The organism is Maribacter sp. 1_MG-2023, assembly GCF_030547005.1.
Classification (GTDB): Bacteria; Bacteroidota; Bacteroidia; order Flavobacteriales; family Flavobacteriaceae; genus Maribacter.
The window spans coordinates 324,815-339,829 of sequence record NZ_JAUOPN010000002.1 but is presented as its reverse complement, the minus strand read 5'-3'; the positions used below and the strand labels follow the sequence as shown (position 1 = coordinate 339,829).

15 protein-coding genes and 1 pseudogene are annotated in these 15,015 nt (G+C 34.3%); 10 read left to right on the top strand and 6 right to left on the bottom strand.

What is annotated here, in order from left to right; translation table 11 throughout:
• Positions 1–12: 12 nt before the first annotated feature.
• Positions 13–1,290: a branched-chain amino acid transport system II carrier protein gene (locus Q4500_RS04350; RefSeq protein WP_303598503.1), complete on the bottom strand. Its 1,278-nt coding sequence runs from the start codon at positions 1,288–1,290 to the stop codon at positions 13–15.
• A gap of 250 nt (positions 1,291–1,540) precedes the next feature.
• Here Q4500_RS04350 and Q4500_RS04345 point away from each other — a divergent pair, with 250 nt between their 5' ends.
• Positions 1,541–1,777: a hypothetical protein gene (locus tag Q4500_RS04345; RefSeq protein ID WP_299798641.1), complete on the top strand. Its 237-nt coding sequence runs from the start codon at positions 1,541–1,543 to the stop codon at positions 1,775–1,777.
• Between the two features lie 10 nt (positions 1,778–1,787).
• Here Q4500_RS04345 and Q4500_RS04340 read toward each other — a convergent pair.
• The 5 genes and pseudogenes from Q4500_RS04340 to Q4500_RS04320 all read right to left on the bottom strand — a co-directional run.
• Positions 1,788–1,937 (bottom strand): annotated as a pseudogene (locus Q4500_RS04340) (thiamine-phosphate kinase); the annotation flags it as partial.
• Positions 1,934–2,587 carry a hypothetical protein gene (locus tag Q4500_RS04335; protein ID WP_303598502.1) on the bottom strand — a complete coding sequence of 218 codons (654 nt, stop codon included), beginning with the start codon at positions 2,585–2,587 and terminating at the stop codon, positions 1,934–1,936. The gene Q4500_RS04335 and the pseudogene Q4500_RS04340, both read right to left, overlap by 4 nt.
• A gap of 82 nt (positions 2,588–2,669) precedes the next feature.
• The gene (locus Q4500_RS04330) at positions 2,670–3,800 is read right to left on the bottom strand and encodes a helix-turn-helix domain-containing protein (RefSeq protein ID WP_303598501.1); all 1,131 of its coding nucleotides are present in this window, start codon (positions 3,798–3,800) and stop codon (positions 2,670–2,672) included.
• Positions 3,801–3,858: 58 nt separating this feature from the next.
• Complete coding sequence (gene thiL, locus Q4500_RS04325) at positions 3,859–4,902, bottom strand: thiamine-phosphate kinase (protein ID WP_303598500.1); 1,044 nt, start codon at positions 4,900–4,902, stop codon at positions 3,859–3,861.
• 98 nt (positions 4,903–5,000) lie between these two features.
• On the bottom strand, positions 5,001–6,458 hold the full coding sequence (locus tag Q4500_RS04320) for a Gfo/Idh/MocA family protein (protein WP_303598499.1): 1,458 nt from the start codon (positions 6,456–6,458) through the stop codon (positions 5,001–5,003).
• 506 nt (positions 6,459–6,964) lie between these two features.
• On the opposite strand from Q4500_RS04320, the gene Q4500_RS04315 reads away from it, so the two are divergent.
• The 9 genes from Q4500_RS04315 (at position 6,965) to Q4500_RS04275 (ending at position 14,765) form a co-directional block, all read left to right on the top strand.
• On the top strand, positions 6,965–7,294 hold the full coding sequence (locus Q4500_RS04315; protein ID WP_073241609.1) for an iron-sulfur cluster assembly accessory protein: 330 nt from the start codon (positions 6,965–6,967) through the stop codon (positions 7,292–7,294).
• A gap of 78 nt (positions 7,295–7,372) precedes the next feature.
• Positions 7,373–8,818: a Fe-S cluster assembly protein SufB gene (sufB, locus tag Q4500_RS04310; protein ID WP_299318722.1), complete on the top strand. Its 1,446-nt coding sequence runs from the start codon at positions 7,373–7,375 to the stop codon at positions 8,816–8,818.
• A 59-nt stretch (positions 8,819–8,877) separates the two neighbouring features.
• Positions 8,878–9,630, top strand: a complete 753-nt coding sequence (sufC, locus tag Q4500_RS04305) for a Fe-S cluster assembly ATPase SufC (RefSeq protein WP_133685917.1) — start codon at positions 8,878–8,880, stop codon at positions 9,628–9,630.
• 79 nt (positions 9,631–9,709) lie between these two features.
• On the top strand, positions 9,710–11,026 hold the full coding sequence (sufD, locus tag Q4500_RS04300; RefSeq protein ID WP_303598498.1) for a Fe-S cluster assembly protein SufD: 1,317 nt from the start codon (positions 9,710–9,712) through the stop codon (positions 11,024–11,026).
• Positions 11,027–11,170: 144 nt separating this feature from the next.
• Positions 11,171–12,385, top strand: coding sequence for an aminotransferase class V-fold PLP-dependent enzyme (locus Q4500_RS04295; RefSeq protein ID WP_303598497.1), 1,215 nt, complete (start codon positions 11,171–11,173; stop codon positions 12,383–12,385).
• Between the two features lie 73 nt (positions 12,386–12,458).
• Positions 12,459–12,884, top strand: coding sequence for a SufE family protein (locus Q4500_RS04290; RefSeq protein WP_299318741.1), 426 nt, complete (start codon positions 12,459–12,461; stop codon positions 12,882–12,884).
• Between the two features lie 6 nt (positions 12,885–12,890).
• Entirely contained in the window at positions 12,891–13,223 is a 333-nt protein-coding gene (locus Q4500_RS04285) for an SUF system Fe-S cluster assembly protein (RefSeq protein ID WP_299318744.1), read from the top strand.
• 33 nt (positions 13,224–13,256) lie between these two features.
• The gene (locus Q4500_RS04280; RefSeq protein WP_303598496.1) at positions 13,257–13,763 is read left to right on the top strand and encodes a DUF2480 family protein; all 507 of its coding nucleotides are present in this window, start codon (positions 13,257–13,259) and stop codon (positions 13,761–13,763) included.
• Positions 13,764–13,835: 72 nt separating this feature from the next.
• Positions 13,836–14,765, top strand: coding sequence for a DUF3078 domain-containing protein (locus Q4500_RS04275; RefSeq protein WP_303598495.1), 930 nt, complete (start codon positions 13,836–13,838; stop codon positions 14,763–14,765).
• Positions 14,766–15,015: the final 250 nt, after the last annotated feature.

The following is a 15,015-nucleotide window of genomic DNA, read 5'->3' as shown; positions in this document are numbered from 1 at the left end:
GTATTTCAAAATTTATTGAGGTTTTCTGCTACCTATCAGATTGATTGCCAAAAAGACAACGAAAGAAGGTAAAACCCACCCTAAGCTATACTGTTGCAGCGGAATCCAAGAGAAAGTTTCTGCAGCAGGAGCTAATGCGCTTATGCTGCCTAAGAAATCTGGAATACTAAATAGGATGGTGGTAATCGTAACCGCTCTGAAAACAAAAACTGTTGCATATTTATCTGGCACTACATTCAATAATATTAGAATTATGGTTATCGGATAAATAAACATTAAAGACGGTATTGCTACGGCAATAATATAGGCTACATTAAATTGCCCCACTAAAACACCGAGTACACTACCTAGAATTGCTGTTATCGTATAAATAGATTTGGAGTCATTAAATCTAGACGCCACAAAATCTGCTGTCCCCGTCACAATACCTACTGCAGTAGTAAAGCAAGCTAAACCCACTAGAATGCTCAAAAACAAATTGCCAATATTGCCCAAACTCTGTATTGCTAAGCCAGATAAAATTTCAGTTCTACTGGTATCTGCATCAAAGACAGAATGTACTAACGCCCCGGAGAGAATTAGTCCCATATAAATTAAAAACAGCGATAAACCTGCAAACCAAGCGGCGTTGCGTATCAATAGTTTTTTATCTTCATAAGAAGCATGGGTGTATTTTAAATTGATCGATATAATAATTACCCCACCAACAACAACAGCACCAATGGCATCGAATGTTTGGTAACCTTCTAGTATTCCATTTGTGAATGGACTTGCAATAGCCGCGCTTCCAAATTCGAAAGGGAAAGAAAAAACGGTTATTCCAATCACTAAAAGTAGAATTAGAATTATGGCAGGCGTTAATATTTTACCTAATATGTTTAAAATTTTAGAACGGTTCAATGCAAAGACTAAAACTAACCCGAAATAAATACTACTTGTAAACCAAGATGAGATATCCCAATAAGGCTGAATGGCCATTTCATGTGTTACCGAAGCTGTTCTAGGGCTAGGCAGTGCAATAGCAATAGCATAAATGAAAAAGGCATAGATTAAACTGAACGTTGGCGAAACTTTATTACCAAAATCTATTAATGTACCCTGCAGTTTTGCATGGGCCAAAATACCAAGTACCGGAATTGCTACTGCAGATAGGCCAAAACCTATTGTAACTATGAGCCATTGATCGCCAGAATTAAAGCCTAATAATGGAGGTAAAATAAGATTGCCCGCTCCAAAAAAAAGAGAGAATAATGCAAAGGCTGTAACTAGGGTTTCCTTTTTTTTAAACATGGTTGCAAATTAAGTGAAAGATTATTAAATAACAGGTAGGGTAAGGTTTTTCATTTTCTGAAACAGCAAAAAAAAGGGTGTTGACAACAGGTTAGGTAAAATTCACAACAATTACTGGTACAGGCCTTTAATATGCTGTACTTTAACCAAAGGAAACAAAACGCATGTTAATTTCCTTGAAATTCAATCTAATTTATAATCGCATTTTCTCGATTACCCAAATCGAAATTTTTGCATAAAATCCTACAGCATGAAAAAAATATTCTGCAGCATCTTCGGCCATCACTATTCAATTTCTAAAAAAGTGACATCTCATATTAAAGAGTACAAATGCATTCACTGTCAAAAAGAAGTAACTACAGATGTGAGTGGTAATCTTTCTGCTTTGACACCTGAATTACAAGATATCAATAGAACTTTAGAGCATATTTATCAAAGAAGACATACAGCTTCGCATGCACAAACACCTACACAACAGGTAGCATAATGTATTGCCTTTAGTTAAATGAATTCCAACCCTGTGCGGTTAATGGAATCTTTGTATTACTCCTTGAAATTAAGAATGCACCTTCGTCTTTTCCTGTGGTATGACCAATAATGGTCAAATTTGGATTGCCCTTGATTTTCGGGAATTCTTTTTGGTCTATATTTTTTTAATTTTGTTCTTTCTCCAAAAAAAGATAATAAATCCTATTGCCAAGAGAGTTCCAAATATAGAAGGTAAAAATTGGCTGTAAGGTTTGTATTCTGGTAAAACTGTACCAATAAAAGCCGCCAAAAGAGCTGTAAATGAAGCTACCATCTTATAGATATGTTCATATAGCCATCTATTCTTATACTTGTTTTTTGGGAGCAAGTATCTAAGGAAATCATAAGTGATTATTAAAAATAATGCTGCAACTGTACTATAAATAATTCCTGGTGCCCATATAAAGCCTATAGTTTCAATATAGTACATAAAATATATTCCAGCTCCCAAAGTTATTACTGCTACAATAATATCTAATAGTTTTGGTAAGCTTTTTTTATTTCCTAAAATTCTATAGCCAGAAAATGCTTGATATCCACTTAGTAATGTAAGTACTAAAAGAAACGTATTTACTTTAAAAATCAAAATACCAATAAGTCCTGTTGCTATTACAACTGCTATCAAATAAACAAATAGTAAACCGCTTTTTTTATGTATTGTTTTTCCTTTTGAGGATATCATGGCAATGATTGCCATTATCATTGCTAAACAACCTGAAATAATATGTAACCAAATATTTAATTGATGTGAAAAAGTATAGTCGCTCATAACTTTAAAGTTTTAAGCAATATTACTTTTTGATATTATTTTTCACGACCCAATCCATTGGTTGACACTTGTAAAGTAAGAATCAAGTGTTAAACTGGGAGGGAGTTTTGCCTGTATTTTTTTTAAAATATCGATTGAAAGAAGATTTTGATTTAAAACCACATTCAAATGCAATTCCTAAAATTGAAAGATGGTCATAATCATTAGACTCAATCATAGTCTTAGCCATTTCAACACGATATTGATTAATGTAATCATAAAAGTTAATTTTATAATATTGGTTAATGACTTGTGATAAGTGAGCGGGAGAAATATTTAAATTATCTGCAAGTAGCGCTAAATTAAGATTCTCGTTCATAAATGGTTTTTCCTGAATCATAAAAATTGCTAATCGTTGCGCTAATACTTGAATTTTATCATCTGTTAATCCTGATTTTGAATAAGGGGATTTTAGCTTTTCAGGAGAGTTATGTATTGGTGAATTGTTTTGAGAAAAATCAATGCTGGAAAACACAGCAGTTTGTTTGAATCCGTAAAATCCAAAAGCAATTAGCATTAAGCTTAATGAAATTCCGACCAATGCAAATGCATTTTTTAATGGGAATAATTGAAACTGAGTAGCTCCAAAAATCCAAATTGAAGTTATTACGAAAAGTATTAAAAATGAATTGACAACGTAGGTCAACCATTTTAAATCTATTTTTTTCTGAAATGAAAATAGAGTGTTAATTGAGGTTCTATGTTCTTTAAGTATTAGTAAATCCAAAACACAATACAAAAGCCCAGAAATTGCTAAAGGGACTGCATAAAATCGGGACCAAAATGTATCACTTTTTGGAATAATTAAATAGCCGTCTTTTGCTATTATTAACGTATCCCAATATTGTTGTGCAACGTATAGAATAATAACATAAAGAACATATATGCTCGAATGGACGAGTATAGTTCGAGCTGATACTTTGTGTCCTGTAAGATGTAAAATATAAAGGTAAAGGACTGGCGCACCCAATAAAGGAAGGCTAAAAAAAGAGATAGCCCAAAACCCTGTCATTTCAAATTGATAGATGGTAATTTGGTAAAAAGCGACCTGGCAAAGCATAATGCCAATCCAGCTAAGAAAGAAGTAATCTCCTTGTTGTTTTGCTTTTTTAAACAATAGTAAAAAAAACATCAAGATACCAATACCAAAACCAATATTCAGAACAGTTTCCATTTATACACTATAACTCTCCATGCCCCAAACTACGAATTTATATCATAATCAATCCTTTTTAGTCAAATGAATTCCAACCCTGTGCGGTTAATGGAATCTTTGTATTACTCCTTGAAATTAAGAATGCACCTTCGTCTTTTCCTGTGGTATGACCAATAATGGTCAAGTTTGGATTACCCTTAATTTTCGGGAATTCTTTTTGGTCTATCGTGAACAATAATTCATAGTCCTCGCCGCCACTAAGTGCCACAAGGGTACTATCCATTTTAAACTCTTCGCAAGCTGAAATAACAGTAGGGTCTAAAGGAATTTTGTCTTCGTACAAGTCAATCCCTAATCCGCTACTCTTGCTTAAATGTAGAATCTCAGATGAAAGTCCGTCACTAATATCGATCATTGATGTTGGGTGAACATCTAATTTTTTCAATAGTTCAGGAATGTCTTTACGAGCCTCTGGCTTTAATTGTCTTTCAACGATATAAGAATACGGCTCTAGATCTGGCTGACTATTTGGGTTTACTTTAAAAACTTCGTTTTCACGCTCTAATACTTGTAGCCCCATATATGCGGCACCTAAATCTCCGCTAATAACCAAAAGATTGTTTGGTTGAGCACCTGAGCGGTAAGCGATATCTTCTTCATTTGCGATACCAATTGCGGTAACGCTAATCATTAACCCTGTTTTTGATGAGGTGGTGTCACCACCAACTAAATCAACATTATATGCTTTACATGCCGTTGCCACACCTGCGTAAAATTCTTCAAGGGCTTCTAACGGAAACCTATTTGAAACAGCAATAGAAACTGTGACTTGAGTTGCAGTAGCGTTCATGGCGTAAATATCAGAAAGGTTGACCATAATAGATTTGTAACCTAAATGCTTTAGTGGCATGTAGGCAAGGTCGAAATGTACCCCTTCTATTAAAAGATCTGTACTGATAACCGTTTTTTTGTTTTCAAAATCTAAAACTGCAGCATCATCACCAATACCTTTTACAGTAGATTTCTGTTCGATTTTAAAATCTTTGGTCAGGTGTTCTATAAGTCCGAATTCACCTAATTTCTCTAACGATGTTCTTTCTTGTTCTTTATCTTCTAGCATGTTGCAAAAATAAGAAGTAAAACTAGATGAATGGTATAAAAAAATCCGAAGCTTTTTAGCTTCGGATTTACTATTAAAATTGTGAATATGTTTTGGTCTTATCCTGCCGAATACCCATCTCTGTATGTGCGTTTTACGTATTTGTTTGCGGGTTCGAAGTTGGTAATTTTCATATTTGCTGCATCCCACTGTAGGCGCTTTCTGCCGTGGTATTGTTTTCCGCCACCCCAGAAACTTTGATTTTCAACAGTTGGGTCTACTTCAAAATATGATTTCAATGCCAAGTTTCCTATTAGTATACTTTCTGTAAACGGACCAGCATAATCAAAAGAAGAACTAGTTTCTGCATTTCTGTAGCCTGCCATACATGCATTTACCCATTGTAAATAATGACCTTCTGGTACACGTGCAATAGTTTGTTCTACTTCAAATTGTTCGTTAAGGGTTAATGGCAGTAACCTTGGGTTTGCACCGTAGCAATCTGCCATTAATTTTCCTTTTGTACCTATGAATAGTACGCCACCATCCCAGTTTCCTAAAGCTTCGTCATCGCCTAGTTCTTCTGGTCTTTCAGGTAGCAATCCGCCATCCATCCAAGTAACTTTTATTTTTCCTTTACCATCCGTTCTTGGATAGCTTAAGTGTATTTTACTAGAGTTGGGGAAACTTTTTGGGTAGTCTTTGTACTGAAAATTACCACTGAAAGAATCAGAAACACTGCATTCTACAGTATCAGGATATAAAATAGGTAGTATTCTATAGACAGGATCCATAATATGGCAAGCCATGTCACCTAAAGCTCCTGTTCCAAAATCTGACCAACCTCTCCAATCAAAAGGTAGATAGGCATTATTATAATCTCGCATTGCTGCTGTACCTAACCAAAGATCCCAATTCAATCCTTTTGGGACCTTGTCTTTTTTAGTTGGTGTTTGTAATGCTTGCGGCCAGATGGCTCTATTTGTCCAACATTTTACGGTGTGTACTTCACCAATAATTCCCGTATCGTAAATTTCTTTCATGGTACGTACACCATCGCCAGAACCACCTTGGTTGCCCATTTGTGTAACTACCTTGAATTTTTTCGCTGCTTCGGTCAGCATTCTTGCTTCCCAAATATCATGCGTCAATGGCTTTTGAACGTAAACATGTTTACCCATAGACATTGCTTGGTAAGCAGCAACGGCATGGTTGTGATCTGGTGTAGATACAGATACGGCATCAATATTTTTGCCTTCTTTATCTAGCATTTCCCTAAAGTCATTGAAATAACTTGCTTTTGGGAATGCCTCTCTAGATGCAATTGCTTGTCTATTATCTACATCGGCAAGTGATACGATATTTACATTTGGGCTCTCGGCAAAAGAAGCAATATCGCTTTGGCCTTTTCCGCCAACTCCTATACCAGCAATGTTTAGTTTATCGCTAGGTGCAATATAACCTGTTCCCCCAAGAACGTGTCTTGGTACAATCATAAAACCGGCTGCCGCCATACCGGTATTTTTCATGAATTTTCGGCGAGTGTTGTTTTTGTCGTTTGATTTGTTGTTTGACATAAGTTGTTGTTGTTTGATTTCGTATTGAAGATACTTGAATTCTAGCAAATTGCAGGTGAACATTAGGTTTTATAAAATTTTTTCTAATAGCAATTTGCTGTTTTAACTGTTGACTATAAATTAATTTCGATTTAGTTGTGATTAGTATTTAATATTCACTTTGTTTTATTACGAACTTCAGACTGATTTAATTTTTTTTTAATAGTGCGAATTAGAACTCGATTGCCAAGGGTGAAAATTGATGAAAGGTGGCTTAAAATTTACCGTTCTTACAGCCATAGGCAGTCGCAGCTATAATAGATTTTTAAAGATGATATAGGTAAATTTTAGGAGAAAAACTTGTAAAGTAAACTTGTATTTAATCGATCATAAATTTAAATAACTGCTTTACATTTTCTTGATAGTATTTCTCTATGAACTTATACTTTATAATAATGTTAGGTTCTATGGAAAAAACCTACTTATAACGTATATTTGTAAACTATTTAGATTAAATCTAGTTAATTATGATTCAAGTATCAGAAACGGCTAAACAGAAAGTAATCAACCTAATGACAGAAGAGGGTTTTGATGCTACGACGGATTATGTACGTGTAGGTGTAAAGAGCGGCGGATGCAGTGGCTTATCATATGAGTTAAACTTCGATGATAAGAAAGACGATGCTGATAAAGTATTCGAAGACAATAACGTACGTATTATCGTAGACAAAAAAAGCTTTTTATATTTAGTAGGAACGGTGTTGGAATACTCTGGTGGATTAAACGGAAAAGGTTTTGTTTTTAACAATCCTAACGCTCAAAGAACGTGTGGTTGTGGCGAGAGTTTTTCATTGTAAAAAATAAGTTTTGAATATGTAAAATGATAGGTGAGTAAGTTTTTAACTCATTTTCTTTTTACTTATTACATAGAATATATGGCATATACAGAAGAAGAATTAAAGAAAGAATTAGAAACCAAAGAGTATGAGTATGGTTTCTACACAGATATTGAATCTGATACATTTCCTGTTGGTTTAAACGAAGAAATCGTTATTGCAATTTCAAAGAAAAAGGAAGAACCAGAATGGATGACCCAATGGCGTTTAGAAGCTTTTCGCATTTGGGAAAGTATGGAAGAGCCTACATGGGCAAATGTGCATTATGAAAAACCAGATTTTCAAAAAATCAGTTATTATTCTGCGCCTAAATCTGCTGACCCTAATAAAACGTTAGATGATGTAGATCCAGATTTGTTAGAAATGTATCGTAAGCTTGGTATTTCTGTTGATGAGCAAAAGAAATTACAAAATGTAGCTGTTGATATTGTTGTTGATTCTGTTTCTGTAGCAACGACTTTTAAAAAGACACTTGCAGAAAAGGGAATTATTTTTATGCCTATTTCAGAGGCTATAAAAGAGCACCCAGAGTTAGTGAAAAAGTACATTGGTTCTGTAGTGCCACAAAAAGATAATTTTTATGCAGCTTTAAATTCTGCTGTATTTACAGATGGTTCTTTCTGTTACATTCCAAAAGGGGTAAGATGCCCAATGGAGCTTTCTACGTATTTTAGGATTAATCAAGCAGGTACAGGTCAATTTGAGCGTACGTTGCTAATTGCAGATGAAGATAGTTATGTAAGTTACCTTGAAGGTTGTACAGCTCCTTCAAGAGATGAAAATCAATTGCATGCTGCCGTAGTAGAGCTAATTGCTCTAGATGGTGCCGAGATAAAATATTCAACCGTTCAAAACTGGTTCCCTGGTAATAGTGAGGGTAAAGGTGGTGTTTTTAACTTCGTTACGAAAAGAGCTATTTGCGAGAAAAATGCTAAAGTTTCTTGGACACAAGTTGAAACAGGTTCGGCAGTAACATGGAAATATCCTTCTTGTATTTTGAAAGGAGATAATTCTATCGGTGAATTTTATTCTATTGCTGTAACTAACAATTACCAACAGGCAGATACAGGTACAAAAATGATTCACCTTGGTAAAAATACCAAGAGTACTATTATATCTAAAGGTATTTCTGCAGGTAAATCACAAAACAGTTATAGAGGTTTGGTACAGATTAATAGCCGTGCCGATGGAGCGCGTAACTTCTCTCAATGCGATTCTTTATTAATGGGTAACGAGTGTGGTGCACATACCTTCCCGTATATTGAAGCAAAGAATAAAACGGCAATGATAGAACATGAGGCTACAACTAGTAAAATTGGTGAAGACCAAATTTTCTATTGTAACCAAAGAGGTATCGATACCGAGAAAGCAATTGCATTAATTGTAAATGGTTTTAGTAAAGAAGTATTAAATAAATTACCAATGGAATTTGCTGTTGAAGCTCAAAAATTATTGGAAATTAGTTTAGAAGGTTCTGTAGGATAAAAAGTAATTAAGATTTTAGTAAAACGCCATTGGCGCCACAATATTTAAAGTAACACATTATGTTGAAAATTAAAGATCTACATGCTAGCGTAGACGATAAGGAGATATTAAGAGGAATAAACTTAGAGGTTAAAGCAGGTGAAGTACATGCTATCATGGGTCCTAACGGTTCTGGTAAAAGTACATTAGCTTCTGTAATTGCCGGAAATGAGCGTTTTGAGGTTACTCAAGGTTCAATTGAATTAAGTGGTGAAGATTTAGAAGAAGTTTCTCCAGAAGAAAGAGCACACAAGGGTGTTTTTCTTTCTTTTCAATATCCAGTTGAGATTCCGGGTGTTTCTGTAACCAACTTTATGAAAACTGCTATTAACGAATCTCGTAAGGCTAAAGGTCTTGAAGATATGCCTGCAAAGGATATGTTGAAGCTGATTCGTGAAAAATCTGAGTTATTAGAAATTGACCGTAAGTTCTTATCTAGATCATTAAACGAAGGTTTTTCTGGTGGTGAGAAAAAGAGAAACGAGATTTTTCAAATGGCAATGTTAGAGCCAAAGGTTGCTATATTGGATGAAACCGATTCTGGATTAGATATCGATGCTTTACGTATTGTTGCTAGCGGAGTTAACAAGCTAAAAAGTAAGGATAACGCTGTAATATTAATTACACACTACCAACGTTTATTGGAGTATATCGTACCTGATTTTGTTCACGTTTTACATAATGGTAAAATTGTAAAATCTGGTGGTAAAGAACTTGCTCTAGAGCTTGAAGAAAAAGGATACGACTGGTTAAAGCAAGAAACGGCGGTGTAATTAAGTATACAGTATTCATTGGTAGTAATCAGAGATTGCGAACTGCCAACTGCTACTGTAAACTGGCAACTGAAAAAATATGGATTTAAAAGATAAATTGATTTCCTCTTTTATGGCGTTTGAGAACAACGTGGATGTTGAACATCCGGTACACGATGTTCGTATGGCAGCCATAAAAAACTTTGAGGAAAAAGGATTTCCTTCTAAAAAGGAAGAAGCTTGGAAATATACTTCATTAAATAGTTTACAAAAAATAGATTTCAGCATCTTTCCAAAAGAACAGAATGCGTTGGAATATAAAGATGTAAAACGCTATTTCATTCACGAAATTGATACCTACAAAATTGTTTTTGTTGACGGTATTTATAGTTCTTACCTTTCAGAAACTACGCATGATGGGGTAGATATCTGTTTAATGAGTGCAGCGCTTACTAAGCCAATGTACAAGCAGATAATTGATGTATATTTTAATAAAATTGCATCTAAAGATGAGTCGTTAACTACTTTAAACACGGCGTTTAGTAGAGAAGGAGCTTACATTTACATTCCGAAGAATAAAATGCCTAAAAAACCAATTGAGATATTACATTTCTCTACTGGTAATGAGGCTTCTCTTTTATTACAACCAAGAAATTTAATTGTCGTAGAAGAAAATGCTGAGGTTCAAATTATTGAGCGTCACCAGAGTTTAACATCAAACGACACACTTACTAATGCAGTAACCGAAATATTCGCTGCAAAAAGTGCTATTGTTGACTTTTATAAAATTCAGAATGATGCGGCTACGGCTTCATTAATCGATAACACCTATGTTGACCAAAAAGATAAAAGTGTTGTTAACGTTCATACTTTCTCTTTCGGTGGTAAATTAACGCGTAACAATCTTAACTTTTATCAGAACGGTGAGTATATAGATTCTACTATGAATGGTGTTACTATTCTAGGGGAAAAACAACACGTTGACCATTACACATTAGTGCATCATATGCAACCGAATTGTGAAAGTCATCAAGATTATAAGGGAATTTATAGCGACAGCTCTACAGGTGTTTTTAACGGTAAAATTATCGTAGATAAAATTGCCCAAAAGACAAATGCTTTCCAAAAGAATAATAATATTCTTATTAGCGATAAAGCAAGCATCAATTCAAAACCTCAGTTAGAGATTTTTGCCGATGATGTAAAATGTTCTCATGGTTGTACTATTGGTCAGTTAGATGAAGATGCCTTATTCTATTTACAGTCTAGAGGTATACCAAAAAAAGAAGCAAGAGCATTATTGATGTATGCATTTGCTAATAATGTATTATCTACAGTTCGTATTCCTGAACTAAAAGCTAGAATAAATAAATTGATTGCTAAGAAGCTAGGGGTAAACCTTGGGTTTGATTTGTAAGATGTTTTAAGTAAAAAGTATATAATAAGGATAGTTAATTATTTAGCTATCCTTTTTTATTTTAAACTGACCTAGAACTAAATCAGTATTCAATAATATATATGTTTTCATTATCGGGTATCTTTGTATATAAGAAGATTGACTATGTTAGATATTAAAAAAATAAGAGAAGATTTTCCAATTCTTAAGCGTCAGGTGAATGGTAAGCCATTGGTCTATTTAGACAATGCCGCTACTTCGCAAACTCCGCAACAGGTTTTGGATGCTATTGTAGATTACTATCAAAACTACAATGCCAATATACATCGTGGTGTTCATACGCTTTCACAAGAAGCTACCGATAAATACGAACAAGCTAGAATAAAGATTCAAAAGCATTTTAATGCGGCTAATTCTTACGAGATAATTTTTACTTCAGGTACAACGCATAGTATTAATCTAGTAGCAAACGGATTCGCTTCTTTGATCAAAAAAGGAGATGAGGTATTAGTTTCTGCTATGGAGCATCATTCAAATATTGTACCATGGCAAATGTTATGTGAACGTACGGGTGCTGTTTTAAAAGTAATTCCTATGAATCAAGAAGGGGAATTACTGATGGATGTTTATGAGGAACTTCTAAACTACAAAACGAAACTGGTTTTTTGTAACCATATTTCAAACGCGTTAGGTACTATTAATCCTATAGAAGAAATTATTGAAAAGGCTCATAAAGTAGGTGCGGCTGTTTTAATTGATGGCGCACAGGCTGCTCCTCATTTAATAGCAGATGTTCAAGCTTTAGATGTTGATTTTTATACCTGTTCTGCACATAAAATTTGTGGTCCTACAGGTGAAGGTATGTTATATGGCAAAGAAGAGTGGTTAAATAAATTACCACCATATCAAGGTGGTGGTGAAATGATTGCAGAGGTTACTTTCGAAAAAACTACTTATGCCGATTTACCACATAAATTTGAAGCTGGCACCCCTAATATTTGCGGTGGTATCGCTTTTGGTGCCGCATTAGATTATATGAATGCTATTGGCTTTGATGAAATTGCCAAATATGAGCATGAGTTGTTAGAATACGCTACGGAGGAATTACTGAAGATAGACGGACTCAAAATTTACGGTACGGCTAAAAACAAGACTTCTGTTATTTCATTTAATATAGAAGGTATTCACCCGTATGATATAGGTAGTATTTTAGATAAGTTGGGAATTGCCGTTCGTACAGGGCACCATTGTGCACAACCTATTATGGATTTTTACAAGATACCAGGTACTGTACGTGCTAGTTTTGCTTTCTATAACACCAAAGAAGAAGTAGATGTACTGGTGGCAGGTGTATTGAAAGCTAAAAGTATGTTGTTGTAATACAAAGTTTAACAGGTAATGTTTAGGTTTGAAATCCTTCAATTGTTATTGTATTTTTGCATAAAATAAAGCAATGGAAATTAAAGAGATACAGGAAGAGATTATAGATGAATTTTCTATGTTCGATGATTGGATGCAGCGCTATGAGTACATGATCGATCTTGGTAAGTCACTTCCATTAATTAACGAAGAGTTTAAGACTGACGATAACATTATTAAAGGTTGTCAAAGTAAGGTTTGGGTACATGCCGAATTAGAAGATAATAAATTGGTCTTCACTGCAGATAGTGACGCTATAATTACTAAGGGTATTATTGCCATTCTAATACGTGCATTTAGCAACCAAAAACCGCAAGATATTTTAGATGCCGATACGCAGTTTATTGATGAAATTGGGTTAAAAGAGCATTTATCGCCTACAAGGGCAAACGGTTTGGTAAGTATGATCAAACAATTAAAGTTATACGCAGTAGCGTATCAAACACAAATTGAAGACTAGAAGATTATGAGTGATGAAAATATAGCTGAAGACAGCGCAGAGTTAGGAGAGAAAATCGTTAAGATTTTAAAGAGCATATACGATCCAGAAATTCCTGTAGATATCTATGAACTTGGATTAATCTATGATGTTTTGGTAAATGAAGATAATGAAGTTAAGATTTTAATGACACTTACATCTCCAAACTGTCCGGTTGCAGAAAGCTTGCCGGCAGAAGTTGAGGAAAAAGTAAAATCATTAGACGCTATTAAAGATGCTGAGGTTGAAATTACTTTTGATCCACCTTGGACACAAGATTTAATGAGCGAAGAAGCAAAATTAGAATTAGGACTTCTTTAATTAGATTGTTTCCTCAATTTAAAAGATGCCTTTATGCAAGATGAAATTGTAAATAAAGTTGCCCAGAGCAAACTGATTACTTTTAACCTAGAAGATTACTATCCGAAAGGGAATAGAGTAGTGTTAGATATTAAAGACTGGCTATATGAAGGTTTTATTCTTAAGGAAAAGGAATTCAGAAGTTTTGTAGAAGCGCATGATTGGTCTCAATATGAGGGCGCTTATGTAGCTATGCTATGTTCTACCGATGCTATCGTACCAGGTTGGGCGTATTTATTATTAAGTGTAAAGCTTAGTGGTATAGCAAAAAAGGCAATTCAAGGTACTTTGGTAGATTTAGAAACGAGTATTTACCAATCTATAATTGAGGGTATTGACGTTTCTGAATATCAAGATAAGTTAATTATTATAAAGGGATGTAGTAAAAAACCTGTGCCTGTTAACGCATATCTGTTTCTTGCAGAGCGTTTAAAACCGGTTGCAAAGTCTATTATGTATGGTGAAGCTTGCTCTTCTGTGCCATTATATAAAAGAAAATAACATAATCGTGCTTAAAGAAGTTCTCAAGTATTATTACCTTTGCGCCACTATAAATTATAAACATTAATTATTATGAAGAAAATTGTATTAACACTAGCTCTTGCATTTGTTGCAACTGTTGGTTTTTCTCAGACAGAAGAAGAACTAAAAGGTCAATTAGGTGCAGCGAAAGATTCTATTGCAGATATTCAAGGAAGAGCGGACGCTATTCAAGGTGAAATAGATGCATTACCAGGTTGGAAAAAAGGTGCATTCGGTACTATTGGTGCTAACTTAAGTAGCTTCAACAACTGGTACGGTCAAGGTACTCCAGATTTATCTTCTGGTAGCATCGGTGTAACAGTAAATGCTTTTGCTAATTTGAACCAAGAGAAATTCTTTTGGAGAAACTCTGCCAACGTCAACTTAAGTTGGTTAAAGTTCGACGATAAGAACGATGAAACTGATGAAGATGGTTTTAAGCAAGGAACAGATGTTTTTAACATCTCTTCTCTTTATGGAAGAAAACTAAATGAAAAATGGGCTATTTCTGGTTTAGCGGAATATAGAACTACTATTCTTAATAACTTCAACGATCCAGGATATCTTGATTTAGGTGTTGGTGCTACTTGGACTCCTATCGCTGATTTAGTTGTTGTAATTCACCCATTAAACTACAACTTTGTTTTTAGTAACAACGATGCAGTTTTTGAATCATCTTTAGGTGCTAAAATTGTTGCTGATTATACTAAGAAATTTGGAGCAGTTAATTTTAAGACAAATCTTTCTATGTTTCAAAGTTATAAGAGCGGTAACCTTTCTAATTTAACATGGATCAACTCCTTTGGTTACACGTTATGGAATGGTATTGGTTTAGGTTTTGATTTTGGTTTACGTAGTAACAAGCAAGAAGCATTAAACTACGCTATAACAGGGCCTGATTTAGATACAGATGCTACATTTGATACTGTTGACAATAAGTTACAAACATATTTCTTAGTTGGTCTTAACTATGCTTTCTAAGTATTAAGTCAATTTATACAAATTTTACAAATAAAAAAAGCCCTCTAATTAGAGGGCTTTTTTCGGTTAAGTATTATCGTAAAATTTGGGATTTTACTTTTAATTTTTATAAGTTAAATATCGATTTGGGGTCAAGACTTTTCTTAAGTACACTGTAAAATTAACTCATATGGTCTTGTTACAAACAATTTATGTTGTGAACTGATCTCAAATTGTGGTGAGATTTACCATCGGTTTAATTTCATCGATG

Coding starts and splice junctions, on each gene's coding strand:
- Q4500_RS04275 (WP_303598495.1), top strand. CDS start 13,836: ATGAAGAAAATTGTATTAACACTAGCTCTTGCATTTGTTGCAACTGTT.
- Q4500_RS04330 (WP_303598501.1), bottom strand. CDS start 3,800: ATGGAAACTGTTCTGAATATTGGTTTTGGTATTGGTATCTTGATGTTT.
- Q4500_RS04315 (WP_073241609.1), top strand. CDS start 6,965: ATGATTCAAGTATCAGAAACGGCTAAACAGAAAGTAATCAACCTAATG.
- Q4500_RS04350 (WP_303598503.1), bottom strand. CDS start 1,290: ATGTTTAAAAAAAAGGAAACCCTAGTTACAGCCTTTGCATTATTCTCT.
- Q4500_RS04335 (WP_303598502.1), bottom strand. CDS start 2,587: ATGAGCGACTATACTTTTTCACATCAATTAAATATTTGGTTACATATT.
- Q4500_RS04290 (WP_299318741.1), top strand. CDS start 12,459: ATGGAAATTAAAGAGATACAGGAAGAGATTATAGATGAATTTTCTATG.
- sufD (WP_303598498.1), top strand. CDS start 9,710: ATGGATTTAAAAGATAAATTGATTTCCTCTTTTATGGCGTTTGAGAAC.
- Q4500_RS04320 (WP_303598499.1), bottom strand. CDS start 6,458: ATGTCAAACAACAAATCAAACGACAAAAACAACACTCGCCGAAAATTC.
- thiL (WP_303598500.1), bottom strand. CDS start 4,902: ATGCTAGAAGATAAAGAACAAGAAAGAACATCGTTAGAGAAATTAGGT.
- Q4500_RS04280 (WP_303598496.1), top strand. CDS start 13,257: ATGCAAGATGAAATTGTAAATAAAGTTGCCCAGAGCAAACTGATTACT.
- sufC (WP_133685917.1), top strand. CDS start 8,878: ATGTTGAAAATTAAAGATCTACATGCTAGCGTAGACGATAAGGAGATA.
- Q4500_RS04345 (WP_299798641.1), top strand. CDS start 1,541: ATGAAAAAAATATTCTGCAGCATCTTCGGCCATCACTATTCAATTTCT.
- Q4500_RS04295 (WP_303598497.1), top strand. CDS start 11,171: ATGTTAGATATTAAAAAAATAAGAGAAGATTTTCCAATTCTTAAGCGT.
- Q4500_RS04285 (WP_299318744.1), top strand. CDS start 12,891: ATGAGTGATGAAAATATAGCTGAAGACAGCGCAGAGTTAGGAGAGAAA.
- sufB (WP_299318722.1), top strand. CDS start 7,373: ATGGCATATACAGAAGAAGAATTAAAGAAAGAATTAGAAACCAAAGAG.